This is a genomic window from Mesorhizobium sp. M0898, assembly GCF_040319695.1.
GTDB lineage: Bacteria > Pseudomonadota > Alphaproteobacteria > Rhizobiales > Rhizobiaceae > Mesorhizobium.
Genome location: NZ_JAMYOE010000045.1, coordinates 1 through 18,347, shown reverse-complemented (window position 1 = coordinate 18,347; position 18,347 = coordinate 1). Strand labels below are relative to the sequence as shown.

Annotated in this window: 17 protein-coding genes and 3 pseudogenes; 7 read left to right on the top strand and 13 right to left on the bottom strand. The window is 61.3% G+C overall.

The window, feature by feature from the left end:
• The first annotated feature begins 176 nt into the window (after nt 1-176).
• From NKH90_RS29135 to NKH90_RS29120, 4 genes are all read left to right on the top strand, one after another.
• Nucleotides 177-1,496 carry a DUF2130 domain-containing protein gene (locus NKH90_RS29135; protein WP_352822505.1) on the top strand — a complete coding sequence of 440 codons (1,320 nt, stop codon included), beginning with the start codon at nt 177-179 and terminating at the stop codon, nt 1,494-1,496.
• Between the two features lie 187 nt (nt 1,497-1,683).
• Nucleotides 1,684-2,031, top strand: a complete 348-nt coding sequence (locus NKH90_RS29130) for an ArsR/SmtB family transcription factor (protein ID WP_352473191.1) — start codon at nt 1,684-1,686, stop codon at nt 2,029-2,031.
• A 1-nt stretch (nt 2,032) separates the two neighbouring features.
• Nucleotides 2,033-2,539: an SRPBCC family protein gene (locus NKH90_RS29125; protein WP_352473189.1), complete on the top strand. Its 507-nt coding sequence runs from the start codon at nt 2,033-2,035 to the stop codon at nt 2,537-2,539.
• Between the two features lie 6 nt (nt 2,540-2,545).
• Nucleotides 2,546-2,998: an MAPEG family protein gene (locus tag NKH90_RS29120; RefSeq protein WP_352473188.1), complete on the top strand. Its 453-nt coding sequence runs from the start codon at nt 2,546-2,548 to the stop codon at nt 2,996-2,998.
• Between the two features lie 863 nt (nt 2,999-3,861).
• On the opposite strand, the gene NKH90_RS29115 is transcribed toward NKH90_RS29120, so the two are convergent.
• From NKH90_RS29115 to NKH90_RS29085, 7 genes are all read right to left on the bottom strand, one after another.
• Nucleotides 3,862-4,740 carry an SMP-30/gluconolactonase/LRE family protein gene (locus tag NKH90_RS29115; protein ID WP_352473187.1) on the bottom strand — a complete coding sequence of 293 codons (879 nt, stop codon included), beginning with the start codon at nt 4,738-4,740 and terminating at the stop codon, nt 3,862-3,864.
• A 35-nt stretch (nt 4,741-4,775) separates the two neighbouring features.
• Nucleotides 4,776-5,738, bottom strand: coding sequence for a 3,5-dioxohexanoate:acetyl-CoA acetone transferase (kce, locus tag NKH90_RS29110; protein WP_352686489.1), 963 nt, complete (start codon nt 5,736-5,738; stop codon nt 4,776-4,778).
• Nucleotides 5,735-6,682, bottom strand: a complete 948-nt coding sequence (locus NKH90_RS29105; protein ID WP_352822500.1) for a 3-hydroxyacyl-CoA dehydrogenase — start codon at nt 6,680-6,682, stop codon at nt 5,735-5,737. The genes kce and NKH90_RS29105 overlap by 4 nt, the downstream gene beginning before the upstream one ends.
• 10 nt (nt 6,683-6,692) lie before the next feature.
• Nucleotides 6,693-7,499, bottom strand: coding sequence for an SDR family oxidoreductase (locus NKH90_RS29100; protein ID WP_352473183.1), 807 nt, complete (start codon nt 7,497-7,499; stop codon nt 6,693-6,695).
• Between the two features lie 13 nt (nt 7,500-7,512).
• Nucleotides 7,513-9,585, bottom strand: a complete 2,073-nt coding sequence (locus tag NKH90_RS29095; protein ID WP_352822498.1) for an ABC transporter permease — start codon at nt 9,583-9,585, stop codon at nt 7,513-7,515.
• Nucleotides 9,582-11,120 (bottom strand): sugar ABC transporter ATP-binding protein, encoded by a 1,539-nt coding sequence (locus tag NKH90_RS29090; RefSeq protein ID WP_352822496.1) that lies wholly within the window; start codon nt 11,118-11,120, stop codon nt 9,582-9,584. The genes NKH90_RS29095 and NKH90_RS29090 overlap by 4 nt, the downstream gene beginning before the upstream one ends.
• 71 nt (nt 11,121-11,191) lie before the next feature.
• A complete protein-coding gene (locus NKH90_RS29085) occupies nt 11,192-12,319 on the bottom strand; it encodes a sugar ABC transporter substrate-binding protein (RefSeq protein WP_352542536.1) in 1,128 nt (375 codons plus the stop codon).
• Nucleotides 12,320-12,549: 230 nt separating this feature from the next.
• On the opposite strand from NKH90_RS29085, the gene NKH90_RS29080 reads away from it, so the two are divergent.
• Nucleotides 12,550-13,230, top strand: a complete 681-nt coding sequence (locus tag NKH90_RS29080) for a GntR family transcriptional regulator (RefSeq protein WP_352473177.1) — start codon at nt 12,550-12,552, stop codon at nt 13,228-13,230.
• Between the two features lie 41 nt (nt 13,231-13,271).
• Here NKH90_RS29080 and NKH90_RS29075 read toward each other — a convergent pair whose 3' ends face one another.
• The 4 genes and pseudogenes from NKH90_RS29075 to NKH90_RS29060 all read right to left on the bottom strand — a co-directional run.
• On the bottom strand, nt 13,272-13,586 hold the full coding sequence (locus NKH90_RS29075) for a hypothetical protein (protein ID WP_352822493.1): 315 nt from the start codon (nt 13,584-13,586) through the stop codon (nt 13,272-13,274).
• 97 nt (nt 13,587-13,683) lie between these two features.
• Nucleotides 13,684-14,112 carry a nucleotidyltransferase domain-containing protein gene (locus NKH90_RS29070; protein WP_051406181.1) on the bottom strand — a complete coding sequence of 143 codons (429 nt, stop codon included), beginning with the start codon at nt 14,110-14,112 and terminating at the stop codon, nt 13,684-13,686.
• A complete protein-coding gene (locus NKH90_RS29065; RefSeq protein WP_352822523.1) occupies nt 14,109-14,297 on the bottom strand; it encodes a helix-turn-helix domain-containing protein in 189 nt (62 codons plus the stop codon). Before NKH90_RS29065 ends, NKH90_RS29070 begins: the two co-directional genes overlap by 4 nt.
• Nucleotides 14,298-14,559: 262 nt before the next feature.
• A pseudogene (locus NKH90_RS29060) lies at nt 14,560-15,139 on the bottom strand (transposase); the annotation flags it as partial.
• Between the two features lie 460 nt (nt 15,140-15,599).
• Here NKH90_RS29060 and NKH90_RS29055 point away from each other — a divergent pair.
• Entirely contained in the window at nt 15,600-15,881 is a 282-nt protein-coding gene (locus tag NKH90_RS29055) for a hypothetical protein (RefSeq protein WP_352685560.1), read from the top strand.
• 192 nt (nt 15,882-16,073) lie between these two features.
• A pseudogene (locus NKH90_RS29050) lies at nt 16,074-16,218 on the top strand (ferritin-like domain-containing protein); the annotation flags it as partial.
• A gap of 199 nt (nt 16,219-16,417) precedes the next feature.
• Here NKH90_RS29050 and NKH90_RS29045 read toward each other — a convergent pair.
• Nucleotides 16,418-17,938 carry an FAD-dependent oxidoreductase gene (locus tag NKH90_RS29045; protein ID WP_352822490.1) on the bottom strand — a complete coding sequence of 507 codons (1,521 nt, stop codon included), beginning with the start codon at nt 17,936-17,938 and terminating at the stop codon, nt 16,418-16,420.
• A 149-nt stretch (nt 17,939-18,087) separates the two neighbouring features.
• Nucleotides 18,088-18,347, bottom strand: a pseudogene (locus NKH90_RS29040) (IS3 family transposase); the annotation flags it as partial.

Genomic DNA, 18,347 nt, shown 5'->3' with positions numbered 1-18,347 from the left:
CCGAAAACTCCCGGGCCCTCGCCTTCTCAGTCAGCACGCGCAGATACATCGCCGATCACATGGACTTCATGGAGCCGCAGAAAAATGGTTCACTTTTTGTTCTTTTCCGAAAACGCGTGGCGAGATATATAGTCTGGCGTGTCCTTTAACTGATTCCTCAGGGAGGCAGCGCGCAGATGACCGTCCAGCCCATCAATACCATGCTGCAGGGGGACAGGATTCTCAATGAACCGATAATCAGCTGCCCAAGCTGCAAGACGGAAATCAAGCTCAATGAGTCGCTCGCGGCCCCTTTGATTGCCGCCACGCGTGAAGAATACGAAATGCGCCTGGCGCAGAGCAAGGCATCGATGGCTGCCAGAGAAGAGGAGCTCAAGCGCCAGCAGGCCGAGATCGTCGCCGCCAAAGAGGACATCGCCGACCAGGTGGCTGGGCAAATCAAGCTTGAGCGTGCCGGAATCGCGGTCGAGGAAGCCCGCAAGGCAAAATTGCTGCTTTCGGTAGACCTGGAGGACAAGGATAAGAAGCTTGCCGAGCTGGAGGCGACGTTGAAGGCGCGCGACGAAAAGCTCACCGAGGCCCAGCAGCAACAGGCGGAATTCCTGAAAAAGCAGCGTGCGCTTGACGACGAAAGCCGGGAGATGGCGCTGACCATCGAAAGGAAGATCCAGGAGGGGCTGGACGCCGTTCGCGTCAAGGCGAGGTCGGAAGCGGAAGACGGGCTCAAAATGAAGGTCGCGGAAAAGGAAGAACAGATCGCAGGCATGCAGCGTCAGATTGAGGAGCTGAAGCGCCGTGCGGAACAGGGTTCCCAGCAGCTGCAGGGTGAAGTTCTGGAGCTTCAGCTGGAAGCCCTCATTGCCGGCCGGTTCCCGATGGACGTCATTGAACCGGTTGCCAAGGGTGAGTTCGGCGGAGATGTCCTGCACCGCGTCGTCGGACCGGCCGGCCAGCCATGCGGCGCCATTTTGTGGGAATCGAAACGCACCAAGAAATGGAGCCAGGGTTGGTTGGGGAAGCTCAGGGCTGATCAGCGGGCCGCAAAGGCGGACATTGCGCTTATGATCTCGGAAGCTCTGCCTGCCGGTGTGGAAACCTTCGATCTTCTGGACGGGGTCTATGTCGCCCATCCCAAATGCGCGATGCCGATCGCAATCATGCTGCGACAATCACTCATCGAGCTGGCGAACTCCCGCCTCGCCCAGGACGGCCAAGCCACCAAAATGGAGCAGGTCTATGGCTATCTGACCGGTCCGCGGTTCCGCCATCGCGTCGAGGCCATCGTCGAAAAGTTCTCTGATATGCAGGAGGACCTGGCCAAGGAACGCAAGGCCACAACACGCCTGTGGGCCAAGCGGGAGGCTCAAATACAAGGCGTAATCGAGTCGACCGCGGGGATGTACGGCGACTTGCAAGGCATCGCTGGAAAGGTGATGCAAGAAATTGACGGCTTGGAGGTCCTGGCCATTGAAACATCTCCGCCCGGTGCCGAATAGGCAATCGGTATGCAGCTCAACAGGAAAACGATTGGCAATCTGGAGCGGCTTCCCCAGACATACCCATCGGACTCCTCGGATAGGGTAAGCAAAAGAAGCCCGCCCACCCGAGGCAATCGTCGTGCCTAGCCGACGGCCTCTTATCTAAGGTCTTGACTCGTTAATCGCCATATGGCTATATAGTCATATGGCAATATATGGACCCACCGGCGACCGTCTGAGCAAGGCATTCTCGGCCCTCTCCGATCCCACGCGACGCGCGATCCTGGCCCGCCTTGCGACGGGCGAAGCCACGGTGTCGGAACTGCTGGCACCATTCGAACTCAGTCAACCCACGATCTCCAAGCATCTCAAGGTGCTGGAGGATGCGGGTTTCATCGAACGCGGACGTGATGCGCAGCGGCGACCGCGCAAGCTGGTGACAACGGCTCTCAAGGATATTGCCGACTGGGTAGAGCCGTTTCGCAGCCAATGGGAAGACAGGCTCGACAATCTGGATCGCCACCTCGAAAAAATGGGCAAAAAGGAGAAGTAGCATGCTGGCAGGGATCGCGAACACCGACCTGATACTCGACCGGGACAAGCACACGATCATTCTGACGCGCGTGCTTGCTGCGCCCTGTGAACAGGTCTTCGAGGCATGGACGCAGCCGGAGCATGTGGCATGCTGGTGGGATCCATCAGGCGAACCGCTCGCACAATGCGAGATCGACCTGCGTCCGGGAGGGGCCTTCAGGTTCGTCAACCGGCATCCCCCTGGCGCCAACCAGTTCGCTGGCGTCTATCGCGAGATCGCACCGCCGCGTCATCTCGTCTTCGAAGCAATGGGGGCGATCGGGCGTGTCATTCTCGACGAGACTGGCGGCAAGACGTTTCTGACGGTGAGGATCGAGTGCGGCTCGGCGGAACGGTTGGAGCAATATCTGAAAATGGGCATCGACACCGGAACGGCCAAGACATTGGACAACCTTGCCGCACATATTGGCGCGATGGCACAACGGACATCCAGCTCTCCGTCAACTGCTCCGAGCAGCGGCGAGTAACATTAGATGCAACAATCAATCTGGACAGCGGCAGATGCGGCTCTGGTGGCGTATGCCATCACCTGCGTCGTTCTATGCCTTAATCTTCTGATGCTCTGGGCTTCCAGCGGGGCGATCCGCGCGAAGGGTGGCGTGGCAATCAATCCGGAGGATGGGGCTCGCTATGGTGTACCCGTGTCAGAAATTGACCCGCCAACTGTCGCGCGGCTCCTGCGCGCACACCGCAATGCCGAGGCCACGATCTATCCATTTCTGCTGCTGGGCCTGCTCTTTGTTTTCACGGGAGGAAAGGCAGCAATTGCAATTCCCATTTTCGCAATTTTTGTAGTCGCCAGGATCGTACATTCGATAGTCTATCTGAAGGCCATGCAGCCTTGGCGCACGATCGCTTTTGCAGTCTCCCTGCTCGCAATCGTTGTCCTGATGGGCGCCGTAGTCCACGATTTGCTCTTTGCCTGAGGTAGAACCGTATGTCAGTACCGAAAGCTCCAATCCTGTCGTTCACGGACGTCGTCGCCATCGAGGCCTGCGTGTCGACTAGCGAAAGACTGACGAGGACGTCTGTTTGGGGTCGAACTTGCCTATTGGGAGAGCGGACATTCGCGGACCGCCACACTGCTATAGTCAATGCTATGGATCGACTCCAGCACCTGGTGCACGCGCGGCGGCCGTGATGATTTTGTCGGGATCGTCGGTCCAGACGAAGGGCTATGACTGCAGCTTGTGGTCGATGACGAAGCGGTTGATAGCGGAAACCAACCTGCCCTCAACACAGGACTGGTGATAGCCGGCGCACCGCCTGTCGTGCTGCCGCCATCGGTGCTCTTCGTTTTCTGAAGCGCTTTTTCGTGGACTCAATCGCAAGAGCATCGTCAGGGCGACCTGCGGTTTTCCACTATTATGATCGGCTCGTGCCCGAATTTTCTATCAACGTCGCCGCGACTCGAGTATTAGGTTCCGCTTATGGAGCGTCGACACGCCATCCGAAGGATCAGGGACGGACTTTGGGAAGTCTATGACATAGACAATGAAAAGGTTGTCTTGGTGGACAGCGTAGCTCTGACCAATTTGCGGGACGAAGAGGCACTCGATGCGTTGGAGTTGCTAATGGGTGGATTTCTTGTTGCGAGCAGGTTTCCAACGCTCGGTTGATGGTTTCTCCAGGGACACGTTCGCGCGCACGTCAGGCGAAGGCACCTCAAGCCTCTCATTGTGGGTTCCATCAGAACCGCAGGGCACGAGCTTCCAGCGCCAGTTGCCCTGCGGCGGGACGTTGGGGTGGCACCAAGCAGGCAGGAAGGACATCGCCATTACGCACCGATTTACGCGGCAAATCTTGGCTCGGGAACTCCCGTTACGCCGAGGCCGGTGATGGCAAAAAGGCTGCCGCGTAAAACTCCGTCGCCCGGAAAGCGCGGCAGCGGCGGCTTGGCCATCGAAGTGACGTACAGGGTGTCGAGCCTCGGCCCGCCGAACATGACGCTGGTGATCTTCTTGACGGGCATGTCGATGATGCGATCAACGCTGCCGTCGGGCGCGTAGCGGACCAGCCTGCCATCATAGACCAGCGCGTTCCACAGGAATCCTTCCGCATCGACAGTTGAGCCGTCAGCCGCCCCTCCCCGGCTGGTATCGACACGCGTGAAAGTGCGCCGGTTGGTGGCGGCACCGGTTGCGATGTCGTAGTCGTAGGCCCAGATCTCGCCGGTCCAGGTGTCGGCGAAATAAAAGGTGCGGTCGTCCGGGCTCCAGCACGGACCGTTCGAGCAGATGATGCCAGAATCTATTCTGGTAACGGAGAAATCCGAATCGAGCCGGTAGAGCCCGCCGGAGGGTCCCTCTTCCATCGTGTCCATTGAGCCGGCGAAGAAGCGGCCGCGCCGGTCGACCTTGCCGTCATTGAGCCGGTTCATCGGCCTGTCCGGCTCCGGATCGTGAATCGGCGTCACCTCGCCGGTGGCGAAATCAAGCAGATGGAAACCGCGCTGCAGCGATACCACAGCGCCGCCGCCGTCCTTGCGCAATGCCATCGAACCGATCTTCATCGGCACGTCCCAGCAACGGATCTCACTACCGTCGGCGGTTGCCCGAAACACACGCCCGTCGAAACTGTCGATCCAGTAGAGGCGCTCCTGTTCAACGTCCCACAGCGGTCCCTCGCCCAGCGTGGTCTTCACGTCCACCACGACTTCGATCTTCATGCCGTCCTCCTCTGTTCGAACCTTGCAGAAACCGGTCAGAACGCGACCTGATCGCCGCCCTTCAATGACAGGATTTCGCGGGCCTCGTCGGGCGTTGCCACTTCCATGCCGAGGCCTTCGACGATCTTGCGGGCAAGCACCACCTGCTCGGCATTCGACTTGGCAAGCCTGCCCCTACCGGCCCAAAGACTGTCTTCGAGCCCAACGCGAATGTTGCCGCCAAGCGCTGCCGATTGTGCCGCGATGCGCAACTGGCTGGCGCCCGCACCCAGCACCGACCAGCGGAACTGGTCGCCGAACAGGCGATCGGCGGTGCGCTTCATATGGGCGACGTCTTCCGGGTGCGTGCCGATGCCGCCGAGCAGGCCGAACACCGACTGCACGAAGAACGGCGGCTTCACCAGCCCGCGATCGGCGAAATGGGAGAGGTTATAGAGATGGGCGATGTCGTAGCACTCGAACTCGAAGCGGGTCCCATTGTCGTAGCAGGTTGCCAGTATGTATTCGATGTCCTTGAACGAGTTGCGGAAGACCAGATCACGCGTCGCTTCCAGATGCGGCTTTTCCCAATCGAACTTGAACGTCTCGTATTTGTCGGCGAGGTGATAGAGCCCGAAATTGATCGAGCCCATGTTGAGCGAGGCGACCTCCGGCTTGAACTGGGCGGCGGGGCGCACACGCTCCTCCACCTTCATGTAAGGACTGCCGCCGGTGGTGATGTTGATGGCGGCATTGGTGCCTTGCTTGACGCGCGGCAGGAAACGCGCGAACGCCTCTGGCGTCTGGTCGGGCTTGCCGGTCTCGGGGTCGCGGGCATGCAGATGCAGGATCGCCGCACCTGCCTCCGCCGCCGCGATCGCCTCGCGCGCGATCTGGTCCGGCGTGATCGGTAGATAAGGCGACATAGTCGGCGTGTGGATCGCCCCCGTCACCGCGCAGGTGATAATGACCTTGCCGCTGGGTTGCTGGGCGCCGGGCTTGCGGCTTGTTTGCGTCATTCTCCAAACTCCTGATCCGACTTTTTCTTGTGCGCCGCCAGCGCCATCAGCCGGCGGTCGCGCCAGACCTGCCGTTCGCCGAGTTCTTCCCGCGGCAGGCGCTTGCGGCGCTCGGCCTCGATCGTCTCCATGACCTCGCCGGCCCAGTCGACGCGGCGCAGCATCTGCGGGAAGATGTTGGAATAGATCGCCTGATAGCGCTCGACATAGTCGCGCACACCACCGGGTGCATTGAGGTCGATCGTCTCGAACGGACCCATGAACGACCAGCGCAGCGCCAGCCCGTCGCGCAGGCCAGTGTCGACGTCCTCGACGCTGGCATAGCCGTCGGCGACGAGCCGAAACGCCTCCTCCAACAGCGCGCCTTGCAAGCGGTTCATGATGAAGCCGTCGAGCTCGCGCTTCATCACCAGTGGCGCATGGCCCGCCTCGACAAGAAACGCGCGGGTCCTTTCCACCGTTTCGGCGGAGGTCCATGGCGCCGGCACCACCTCCGCTGCCGGGATGAGATAGGGCGGATTGATCGGGTGCACGACGAGGCAGCGATGGCGCCCCTCAAGATGATCGGTGAATCTCGACGGCAACAGCGCCGAGGTGGAACTGGCGATCACCGCCTGCGGACCGGAAAGTGCGTCGATGCGGGAGAACACGTCACGCTTCACCTCGAGGTTTTCCGGCGTGTTCTCCTGGACATGGACGGCATCGGCCAGGGCCTCGCCAAGCTCCTCCACAATGGTGATGCGGCCAAGCACGGTATCGACCGCCTGTCCCCGCAGCAGATCGTTGGCGGCAAGGTCGCCGAGCACCCCAGCGATATAGTCGCGCGCACCGCTGGCCGCGGCCGGCGCCTGGTCCCACATGCGCACATCATGGCCGGCACGAGCGAAGCTTATCGCCCACGCTCGCCCGATGAAGCCGCTTCCGACAATTGCTACCTTCGCCATGATCTCCCCCTCAGAGTGTCTCGACGTTGCCGTCGACGCCGAGCGACTGGCCGGAAATGTTGATGCCCGCATCGGAAAGCAGGAAGGCCACCATCGCCGCGACATCGTATGGGCTGGTCATGCGGCGCAGCGAGATGTTCTGCAGATAGCGTTGTGTCATCTCCTCGTTTGAAACGCCGAGCTGCTTTGCCCGGTCGGCAATGACCTTGTCGATGCGCGGTCCCTCTATGATGCCGGGCAAGATGGCGTTGACCCTGATCCCATGCGGTCCGAGTTCCTTGGCAAGGCTCTGGGTCAGGCCGACAACGCCGAACTTGGCAGCCGAGTACGGCGTGCGGAACGCGTAGCCATGGCGGCCGGCGGCCGAAGACATCGAGATGATCGAGCCGCCGCCCGCCGCCTTGATCAGCGGCACGGCACGGCGCGCGCACAGGAACTGGCCGGTCAGGCAGATATCTATGCAGCGCCGCCAGTCTGCCGGATCGATCTCATCGACCCCGCCGGTCGGCCCGGCAATGCCGGCATTGTTGATCAGGGCGTCGAGCCCGCCGAGCTTCTCCTTTACGGTCTCGAACAGCCGGTCGACATCGTCGTCGCGCGAAACGTCCGCTTTGACTGCGCCGGCGAGTGTGAGCCTCTCTGGAGCGGCGGCCAGCGCCTCGTCGGAAATGTCGCAGATCACGACACGCGCGCCGAGCCGCGACAGTGTCTCGGCAATGGCAAAGCCGATGCCGCCGGCGCCCGCCGTGACCAGCACGCGTTGGCCTTTGAGCCCGGTCAGGAATTCGTCCGCCGATACCGGTGCGCTGGAGCTCATTATTCCATTCCTTTCATTGAATCCGCCTTTCGCGCAGCGCCATGACCGCAGCGAGCACCACCAGCCCGAACAGGATCGCCCGCGTTGCATAAGGCAGCGTCGTGCCGGCGAGCAGCATCTGCAACGCCGTCAAAAGCAGCACGCCCCCCAGCATGCCGAGATAGTGGCCGCGCCCGCCGGTGATCAGCGCACCGCCGACGACGACTACGGCGATCGAGGGCAGCAGATAGTCGTCACCCATGCCGAGGCTGGCCTGGCCGGAAAAGCCGGTCAGCATGATGCCGACGAGCCCCGCGCAGACCGCCGACAGCACATAGACGAGGATGAGCGTGCGCCCGACCGCGATGCCGGAGAGCTGGGCCGCGCGCAGGCTGTTGCCGATGCCATAAACCCGGCGGCCGAAAGGGGTGCGGCCAAGCAGCAGCACAGCAAACACGACGAAGGCGATCATGAACAGCACCACCGGCGTCACAACGAATACCTTCCCGGTCATGAACCAGCGCAGCATCGGCGAGGAGAAGCCGGCCGGCGTACCCTGCGAGTAAAGCAGCGCGACGCCTTGCAGAATGCCGTTGGTGGCCAACGTCATCACGATCGGCGAAATGCCGAGGAAGACGATGCCGATGCCGTTGGCAAAACCGATCAGGCAAGCTGTGAGCAGCACCGCCGGCAGCGCATAGGCAAGTGCACCATCCGAGCCGTTGACCATGCCGGCAAGCAGGATGCCCGAGAGACCGATCGTCCACGGCACCGACAGGTCGAGCCCGCCGGTGAGGATTACGCTGCCTTGCCCAAGCGCCAGGACGGCGAGGAAGCTCGACAGCACGAAAAGCGAGTTCCAGTAGGTGACGTTGACGATGGCGCGTCCGAGCCAGATCTGGGTGACGATCACGACGACGGCCAGGCAGACATAGGCCGGCAGCGCATAACGCAGCGTCTCGGCATTGCGTATATGGAAGGCCGGCTGCGGCGCCTGCTGATCGTCGGTGCTGCCACGCGCGATCCTCAGCCGCCGGTCGGTGCGATCGATCTGGGAGGGCAGCATTCCGGCGCGCCATGCGGCCAACCGCGCCCGCAGCGCACGCAGTTGGCGGGCGAGCACGGAGCCATGCGACAGCGAGCCGGCAAGCACGGCAAGGATCAGGATCGTGCCCTCGGCGATCGTCGAATAATAGGCCGAGACGTTGAGTACGAGCAGGATGTTGACGACCATCATCAGGATGTAGGCGCCGAAGACGGTGCCAACCGGCCCGCCTTGACCGCCGCCCAGCCTTGTACCGCCGACGACGACCGCCGCGAACATCGACAGCAACAACGGGTTACCGACGAGCGGATCGCCGCTGCCCGTCTGTGCGCTGATGAAGACGCCGGCGAGCCCGTAGCAGCCGCCGGCTATGACATAGACCAGGAAGCGCACGAGAACGACGCGCACGCCGACCGAAGCGGCCGCGTCCGAATCGCTGCCGACGGCATAAAGCGCCGTCCCGAAACGTGTGCCTTTGAGCCAGAACCAGGCGAGCAGGACGACGCCGATGACCACCAGCGGCATCGGTATCCAGCCGGCGATAGCATCACCGAGATAGAAGGCGCCAAGATCGGACGAGACGAAGCCGCCCGGCTTGTCCATGACCAGCAGCGTTACCCCCTGAAGGATGAACATGGTCGACAGCGTGACGACGATAGGCTGCATGCGCAGGACGGCAATGAAGAAGCCGTTAAAGGCGCCGACCAGCATGCCGACACCAATTCCGGCCAAGGTCCACAGCGCGACACTGGTGCCGGTCGCCATCGGATCCATACCTTTTGCCAGGACGACATTGACCAGCGAGATCACCGCGCCGGCGGACAGGTCGAAACCGCCGGACAGGATGACCACCGTCTGGCCGATCGCCGCCAGTGCCGAGGTGGCGCCGCCGCTGGAGAGAAACGAAATGTCGAAATAGGTGAGCCGCCCGGCACTGACCAGATCGACGACAAGCAGGAGCACCGCAAAGACGATCGCCGCGATGATCGCGCCGCTGTGCCGCGCGAGAAGCCGCGTCAATGTCGCGGCCGGTGCCGCGGCGGGCAAACTCGTCACGCTCATTCCGCCGCCTCCCGGACCAACTCGCCTTGCCCCAGCGCCGGTCGCATGATCGCGCCTTCCGTGATGTGGTTGCCGGCAAGCTCCGCCACCAGGCGACCGTCATAGAGGACGAGCACTCGGTCGCATTGATGGACCAGCTCGGGAATTTCGGTTGAATGCAGAAGGATCGAGCCGCCGGCCGCCACATAGTCGCGCATCATCACATAGAGCTCGTGCTTGGTGCCGACGTCGATGCCGCGGGTTGGGTCGAAGAGCAGCAGGATGCGGCTCTCGGCGACCAGCCATTTGGCGATGGCGATCTTCTGCTGGTTACCGCCCGAAAACGCCCCCGCCCTCGTCCACATGGCGCGGTGGTCGACCTCGACCGCCGAGAAGGCGGACTGGACGGCCTGCGCCTCCTCGTGCCTGCTGATCAGGCCAAATCGGGTAAAACGCGCGACGACCGGCAGCGATACGTTTTGCCGGCCCGAGAGCTTCAGGAACAGACCTTCGGTCTTGCGGTCCTCCGGCACCAGCCCGATCGCCATGTTGGCCTTGAGCGCATCGGCGGGCGAGCCGAGCCAAACTTCGCGCCCGTCGACCAGTATATGGCCGCGCTCGATCTCGGCCATGCCGAAGCAGGCGAGGAACAGGTCGAGCTGGCCCATGCCCTGAAGCCCGGCAATGCCGAGAATCTCGCCCTTGCGCAGGTCGAAACCGACGCCGTCGAGCTTCATGCCGGCCTTGAGATCGCGTACGCCGAGCACCGGCGGACCGAAGACCGCCTCGCTTTCGGGTTTCGGCGGAAAGGTCTGGGCGATGCTGCGACCGATGATCTTTTCGATCACTTCTCCATCCGGGACGTCGGCAACCGGCGCCGTCACGATGTGACGGCCGTTTCTGAGAATGGTCAGCGTGTCGCAGAAGGCCCGCACCTCTCGCATGCGGTGGGTGATGAACACGACCGTCGTGCCGGCGGCCTTAAGTCGCGCGATGATGCCGCCCAGCCATTCGACATCGCCGCCCGACAGCGTCGAGGTCGGTTCGTCGAGCAGGAGGATGCGCGGCTTGCGATAGAGCGCGCGCGCGATTTCGATCTTCTGGCGGACGGCGAGATCGAGGGTCGCGACCTCGGCATCAAGATCGACCGAAAAGCCGAGATCTGAAATGTGCTGGCGCACCGCCCTGCGCGCGCTCGCCCGCCTAATCAGGCCGCTCGGGCCGACAGGCGCGTAGGGCAGCAGCATGTTGTCGAGAACGCTGAGATCGCGCACCAGCGTCATTTCCTGGAAGGCTGTCTGCACGCCTTTGGCGTGCGCGGCGCGCGGCGAACCGAGTGGCGCCGGTTCACCAAGAACGGTGATTTGCCCTTCGTCGGGCCGCACCAGTCCCGACAGCAGCTTGACGAGCGTCGACTTGCCGGCACCGTTTTCGCCGAGCAGCGCGTGCACGCTGCCCGAAACGATCTCAAAGGAGACGCCATCGAGGGCGACCGTCGCACCAAACGCCTTGCGGACGCCCTCTATGCCGACAGCTGTCGATTGCGCTGACATCATGATCCCAGTCCCGGCCTGCACGGGGTGCGTGGGAGTGCCTCCAAAGCACCCCACGCCCCATTCGGAGAGCCTTACTCCTCGGGCTGGCCGACAAGGGCGGCCGCGAGACCGATTTCAGGTGTCTGGTCGGAGAAGATCGAGGCGAACCAGCCGGGGTTGGAGACCAGCGACGGTTTGAAGGCGTTACAGCCAGCCTTCATCTCTGCCCAGGTGCCTTCGTTACAAAGCTTTATCGTGTCGTTGGTGACGACCGGCAGTGGCAGGATCGTCTTCTTGGCAACCTCCTTGCCGTCAAGTGCCTCGACTGCAAGCTTAAGGGCAAGCGCGCCGGAATAGGGCGGCGATGCATAGGAGATACGCGGCGCGCCGAGCGGCGCATAGGGAGAGGCTGCGCCCTCGACCTCCGTGCCCTCCGGCAGCATCTGGATGCGCCCGCCATTGGAGCCCTCGCCGGCGCAAGGCAGCAGTTCGCTGCTCTTCTTGCCGGCCTCGAGCTGCATGGAATTGGCGGTGAAGCAGCCGACCTGCATCCACAGCCCATTTATGTCGTCCCAGCTGCGCGTCGCCAATATCTTGGAAAGTTCGGTACGGGCCACCGCCTGGCTCCACATACCGACAGCCTCGCCCACGATCTTGATGTCGGGATGCTTGGCAAACACCTCCTTTGCGGCCTTGGTGCGCAGATCGTCGACCGAGGTGCCGGGAACGCCGGTCACTGCGATGATGTTGCCCTTGCCATTGAGCTTCTTGACCAGCCACTCCGCCGTCACGCGGCCAGCCTCTTCCTGATCGATATGGACGTTGTAGGCGCAGGGCTCTGTGATCTCGGCATCATAGGCAAACACCTTTACCCCCTTGTCGCAGGCGTTTTTCACCACCTGGTTGAGCGCTGTCGGCGAGATCGGGAAGATCACGATGGCTTCGGCACCTGCCTGCACCATCGCGTTGATCTGCTGGATCTGGCGCTGTGCGTTCGGCCCGGCCACCTGAACCTGGAGGTCGACCTTGTCGGCCATGCTCTTGTGCGACGCCATCGCCTTGACCATGTTGGCGGCCTCGGCCTGCCAATCATTGCCGATGAAGCTCATGCTGAGAAATATTTTGTGCTTTCCGGCCGCCTCGGCCGCCGACATCCCAAAGGCGCAAACAGCCATGCCGGCAAGCAGCGCGAGCCGCCGGGCTTTCGATCCGATACCCATTCGAAACTCCTCCCAATTCAGACGACCAAATGCCTCCCAAGGGCACGAAACGTGCTCCTTGTCATTCGATGCAGCTGACCGTATCATGATTTGATCAAAGATCAATGATGAAATGCTAATGGGTAAAAGCCGGATACGCCGGCGCTTGACGCGGCAATCCGAACCTTGCATTCCGGGGACAGGCGCCGGGTAGGACAAGAGCGTCGCCGTTTGGGGAAAGGTAGGCACAGATGGCTGGGGCGGCATTCAGGAAGCCGGGCGTCGAGATCACGCCGCTGTCCAGGGAAACCCTGCAGGACAGGGTTTACCGGCACGTCACCGAGTTGATCCTCGACGGCAGTATCGTTCCAGGTGAAATGGTGACGGTGCAGAGCCTCGCCGACGCTTTCGGCGTCAGCCCGATGCCGGTTCGCGAGGCCCTGCGGCGTCTGAGCGCCGCCAACGCATTGATGGTAGTTTCGGGCCGTTCGATCGGGATACCGGCATTAAGCCGCGCGCGACTCATCGATCTCAGGAACGTGAGGTTTGAGATCGAGGCGATCGCCGCCGCATGGGCGGCCGAGCGAATGGACGATCCCAGCGTGGCGCTGCTGCGCCAGCATCTGGACGCACTCGAACAGGCCAATGCCGCCGGAGACGTCAAATCCTACCTCAGGGCCAACTACGCCTTTCATTTCTCCATCTATCGAGCCGCGGGTTCGGAAAACATGCTCAACATCATCGAGAACCTGTGGCTGCAGATCAGTCCCTATTTCAACATGCTGCACGATTCTGGAAACTATTCGACCGCCAACCAGCACCATCAGCAGATGTTTGCAGCGCTGCGAGACCGCAACGCGGAAGCTGTCCGCGCCGCGGTTCGCGCTGACATCGACGCGGCTTTCACAGTGCTGATCAAACTGCTGAAGTAACATTCAGGTCGCCATAAGCGATATGCCGCCTCCATTGCTGATCAGACTTCCAGGTCTTTTTCCGCCCACTCCGCGAACTTTTCCAACTTGTCGAGCAAGCTCTCGGCTTCGGGGAGTGATTTTGCCCTGATTCCGTATTGAGCTTCGTCCTTCTCATGGAGAATGCTCCGCAACCGGCTGGCCTGCGCTGCAGGAAGGCGATTTCCAAGCGCATCGCGCATGGTTTTCACCACGGCCGCATGATCCGCGCGGTTAATCGTTCCTGCAAATCGGGCAGTGAGCGCATCGGCGTATGCTATTGCCGCATTCACGATCTGCGACATAGCCGGATTGCCGATGTCACCCGTTTCAGACATTGCACCTCCAAACGGGCAGCCTTCAAATATGAGCGGGCGATGCGCAATCGCTCCTCGCCAAAGCCTGTCTCGACTACTTTCGTCGCACCTCTTCTGGTCATGCCAACGCCTTCTGGCGAGTTTTTGTTGCGAGTTCGTCCGGGCGTGGACCCAAGACGAGCAGGGCATTTGCTTCTACGCCGCCCCACCAAGGGTCTCCCGTGCTCGACAGCCTCGCCACATCCTGCGGAGTGAGTCCCACCACCGAGGGATTGAAGCCAAGCTCTTCACCGTGGGTCACCAGTGCCTCACGGATCTCTTGGAGCGCGCTTTCTAGCTTTTCGGATGGCGTAACCACTGCGATGTCGAGATCGCTGTCTGGACGGTCCTCGCCCCTCGCCACGCTGCCGTAAATCCAGGCTGCGAGTACGTTCGGCCGAACTGCGGAGACCGCCTCAGTGACTACAGCGCGAATGTTGGAATACCTAAGCGCCTCCTGCTCAAAAAGGGCTTCCAGTGATGTCGCCAGTGGATGGCGATCATTCAACCGATAAGACGAGCCCTGCCCGTTCCCTCTGAAGATACGATGCCAATCCCCTCCAAGGTTGCGAGAGCAGACCACACGCTTGCCCTCGCAAGCCCGCTACGAGCCGCAAGCAATGGTGAAGAAAGCAAGCCGCCGTGCCGGGATAATTCCCGGAGCAATCTCACGCTTGCGTCGGTGCCGAGCATAATGGTGAGTGGATAGCGGAAAGCGCTTTGAGCGGTCGAGCGTGCCATGGCGCAAGTTCCTTCTGCTCTGGAGCCATAGCACGTCGACTGCCGGATATCAAATCTGATGTTTGGTTTTCTAAACAGATGTCCTGTTATCTGAGCTTGGCGGCTGCTGCGCCGCTATCACGAATGTATCCGAAAGATGTTGATCGCCACGTTCATCCAGTCCATCGTAGGAGCAAGAGCAAGATGCCGCTCTATCTTATCCATTTCATTATCTTCTTTCTGCTTCAGTCCGTCCAATGCCCGGTCGGCGGCGAACGGCGAGCTTCTCCTCCCGATAGAGCCGGAACAGCTTCTTGCGGTTCACACTAGGCCCTCCCGCCTCAGCATCACGAGAAGACGCCGGTAGCCGAACCGGCGACGCTCCTGCGCGATCGCCTTCATCCGCTCGCGAAGCTCGCGGTCGTCCGGCCTGCTGGTCTCGTAGCGAACCGTCATGCGGCAACAGCCGATGGCTTTACACGCCCGCCGTTCGCTCATCCCGAAGCCTTCCTTCAGGCGAGGGACAGCTTTCCGCTTGGCCGCGGGCGTCACCATTTCTTTCCCACAAGATCCTTCAACGCGGCATTGTCGAGCATGGCGTCGGCCAGAAGCCGCTTCAGCCGCGTGTTCTCGTCCTCCAGACCCTTCAGTCGCCGAGCCTCGGAGACATCCATCCCGCCGAAGCGGGCCTTCCAGTTGTAAATCGAGGCGTCGCTGACCCCGTGCTTGCGGCACAGATCGGCAACCGATACCCCGGCCTCATGTTCCTTCAAAATTCCGATGATCTGCTCTTCAGAGAAGCGGCTACGTTTCATGTCCTGGTCCTCTCGATGGGCCAGAACGAACTTCAAACCGGATTAGATAAGAGGGGCAAGGTCACGCTCCCAATCAGATTGCCTGGGCTCACCGCTGCTCCTGGCGCAACCGCGACCTCCAAAATGATCGCCAACAATGTCTGCGTTCAGGCAGTGGCAACAGTGCCTTCAATGGCTGACATGAGGCGCGAGGCGGACCTGCCCGATGTTTCATGCGCCGAATGCCCGAGATGCGAGCGCAGCCATTAACCATCGATTAACTATTCGGTCGCCTTTAATTCAATTTTGCAGCATACTGATTTGGGTAGCGTGGCTGCTCAAGGAGATTGGAACAAGAGAGGGTAATTCTCCTGTTCGCGCACCAGACTTTCACTCACGACATTCGAAATTGAAAAAGAAGCGACGGAACACCGTCGTGTCATGGGGAGGCGCCGCATCATGTTTGATGAGGAGCGCCAGAATGAAGATCGAAGACGCAGTTACCGCAGTGACGTCAGAAGCGAGCGCGCTCATGTCTTGCCTCGGCCAGCCTGTTGTCGCCTACCACGTCACGGAAATCATGAGAGAGACAGACCTGGCACACGCCCGCGAGATGCAGCTCGCGCTGGTGCGACGAACCATCGAGGCTCTTGTCGATGACGGCCTGGAAGGTGTCGCCGCCGAACATTTTGCATCCGAGTTCGATGGCAGCATCGGCTTGACCTGGAGACTTCTGCACCCATCCGACGGCGTGGCGCATTGATCAAGACCAGAGCGGTCTTGGTCAAGCTCTGGGAGGTGCGCCGGGCGAAGTCAATGAGGTCGTTGGGTGTCTGGAAAACGCGAACGATACGGACCCTTTCTTCGCCGGAAATAATTGCGACTTGGGTGCCGTCGGAACTGAAAGCTGCGCGTGTAAGGCCAGGTCGGACGGTCACTTCGTCTGGCTGGCAAGGGCAGAGCCAATATTGTTCCATGGACCCCGGATGCGATCGCCTTCACGAGGACGCCCCAGGAAGTCTATCTCGACCGACAAGGCCGGCGTCAGCAAGGGCGGCTTCTACCCGAACGGGATGAACGAAGCGCTCAAAAGCACCTGACGTTTGCGATGGAGGAAAGGTGGATTGAATGCAGAGTGATTGGCCGCACAGCGGATTCCAAAGCCGAGAAAGATTCGGGGATCGACCTACGAATTACCTGGCGATGGGGTCCATCGAGTGCCAGTGTCGAGCGGCTACCAAGCAGCATCTTCGCCTGAGCTGGCATTGCGGCATCTCGCCTCAACGGGTGTCGCCATAGCTATTCCACCTCAGCCAGGGGCGCTACGGCCGGTCCGTTCAAAGCCGTGCCATCGACGGCAAAATGCGAGCCGTGGCAGGGGCAGTCCCAGCAGCGTTCCAACGAGTTCCAATGGACATGGCAACAGACATGGGTGCATGCGGCCGATCGCTTGTAGAGCGTGCCGTCCTCATCGCGAAAGGCCGCGACTTTGGTAAGCCCCTGGCGGACGATAGCGCCCTGTCCGGGCCGCAGCTTATCGGCGGCATCAATTTCACCAGGCGCGACATACTCGGCAAAACTCCTGATCGCTGTCGCATTCTCCGCCAAGTAATCGCCGATCGCGCGTGCCGTCTTGCGAGAGGGTTCGTAAAGTTCCCGCCAGGGGCTTTCCCCCTTCAGGATCAGGTCGGAAATCAATTGGCCGGCCACAACCCCATGGGTGATGCCCTGACCGGAATCGCCGGTAGCAACGAAGACGTGCCCGTTGCCGGGATTACGGCCGATGAACCCGGCGTAATCGACGGTCTCCATTACCTGCCCGGACCATCGATTGGCTTCCGCGCCGATATCGGCCACCAACCCTTTGGTCCAGGCCGCCAGGGCAGCGAAGCGGTCGTCGGCGTCGTCGGCCTGCCCTGTCTTGTGATCCTCACCACCGACGATCAGAAAGTCGGTCTTGCCTTCGCCAGGCTGCAGACGGACGTAGTGATAGGGGTCCAGCGTGTCCCAATAGAGTGCATCCGGCAAAATGTCGCGCGCGATCTCGAATGCCATCGCGTAGGTCCGATACGGCGCCTGTTTGGTGTGTAGCGCCACCCGATCGTTGATCGGCGAGTTGGTGGCGACAACGGCCGATTTGGCAGACACGGCAAAGCCTGAGACCGTGGTTACGCGCACGCCGCCGTCAGTCTCCTCGACTTTGTCGACGATGGTATCCGCATAAAGCGCGCCGCCGCGCGCGCGGATGCCGGCAGCCAGCCCGCGGAGATATTTGAGCGGGTGGAATGTCGCCTGATTGGAATAACGAAGGACGGGCGCGTCCGAAAACCCAGCAAGCGGCACGCCCACGATTTTCTCGACGTCGACTCCGATCTTCAGAGCGGCGTTCAGTTCGCGCTCGATGACGGATTCCTTCCTGCCCGACGCCGGAAACAGAAAGCCTTGGAGGCGGCGGAAATCACACGGCATGCCCTCCGCCTCCTGAATCGATCGGATACGGTCGATAGCGGCCGACTGGCTTTGGTAGTAGATCCGCGCCAGTTCCTCGCCACGCAATTTGATCAGTTCCGAAAAGTAGTCGTCGCAGATCGATGACAGATGCGCGGTGGTGCGGGCCGTCATGCCGCTTCCGATCCGGCCGCGATCGAGCACTGCCACGTTTTGCCCGGCGATGGCCAGTTCGTACGCGACCGACAGTCCGGCAATGCCAGATCCGACGACCACGACATCGACCTGTTCACTCCGCTCGAGCGGAACTGCATCAGGCGCTACTTCGGTTGTCGCCCAAAGGGATACAGTCCTTTCGTCGCTGACATTCATGGCGGAACTTTCCGGACGCGATAGCCGGTAAACGGCCGCGACGGTTCAAAGTTCCTCGATGGCTTTTTGAATGCCTGCAGGCTATCTGCGCCTCAACTTGGCGCTTTCCTTCTGGGTCATGTGGTCGGCGGTGACGTTGCCCCCAGTTTCTATCCAGTTTTGAGTTCGTTTCCGGCGTGGGTTGTGCCCTGCTGGGCGGGTGAAGCGACGGGCGCTGGCGCGGAGCCTTTGGTATCGTGCAGCGCGAGCGACCGTCGCAGATTGAAGGTGGTGGCGAACTCGGCCGGTGTCTGCCAGGCGATTTGGGAATGCGGCCGGGCGGTGTTGTACAACACGACGAGAGAACGCCCACGGGACCGAGGAACGCAAGTTTCTTTATCCATGGCATCCCTGGGCCGGGCGTTGTGTT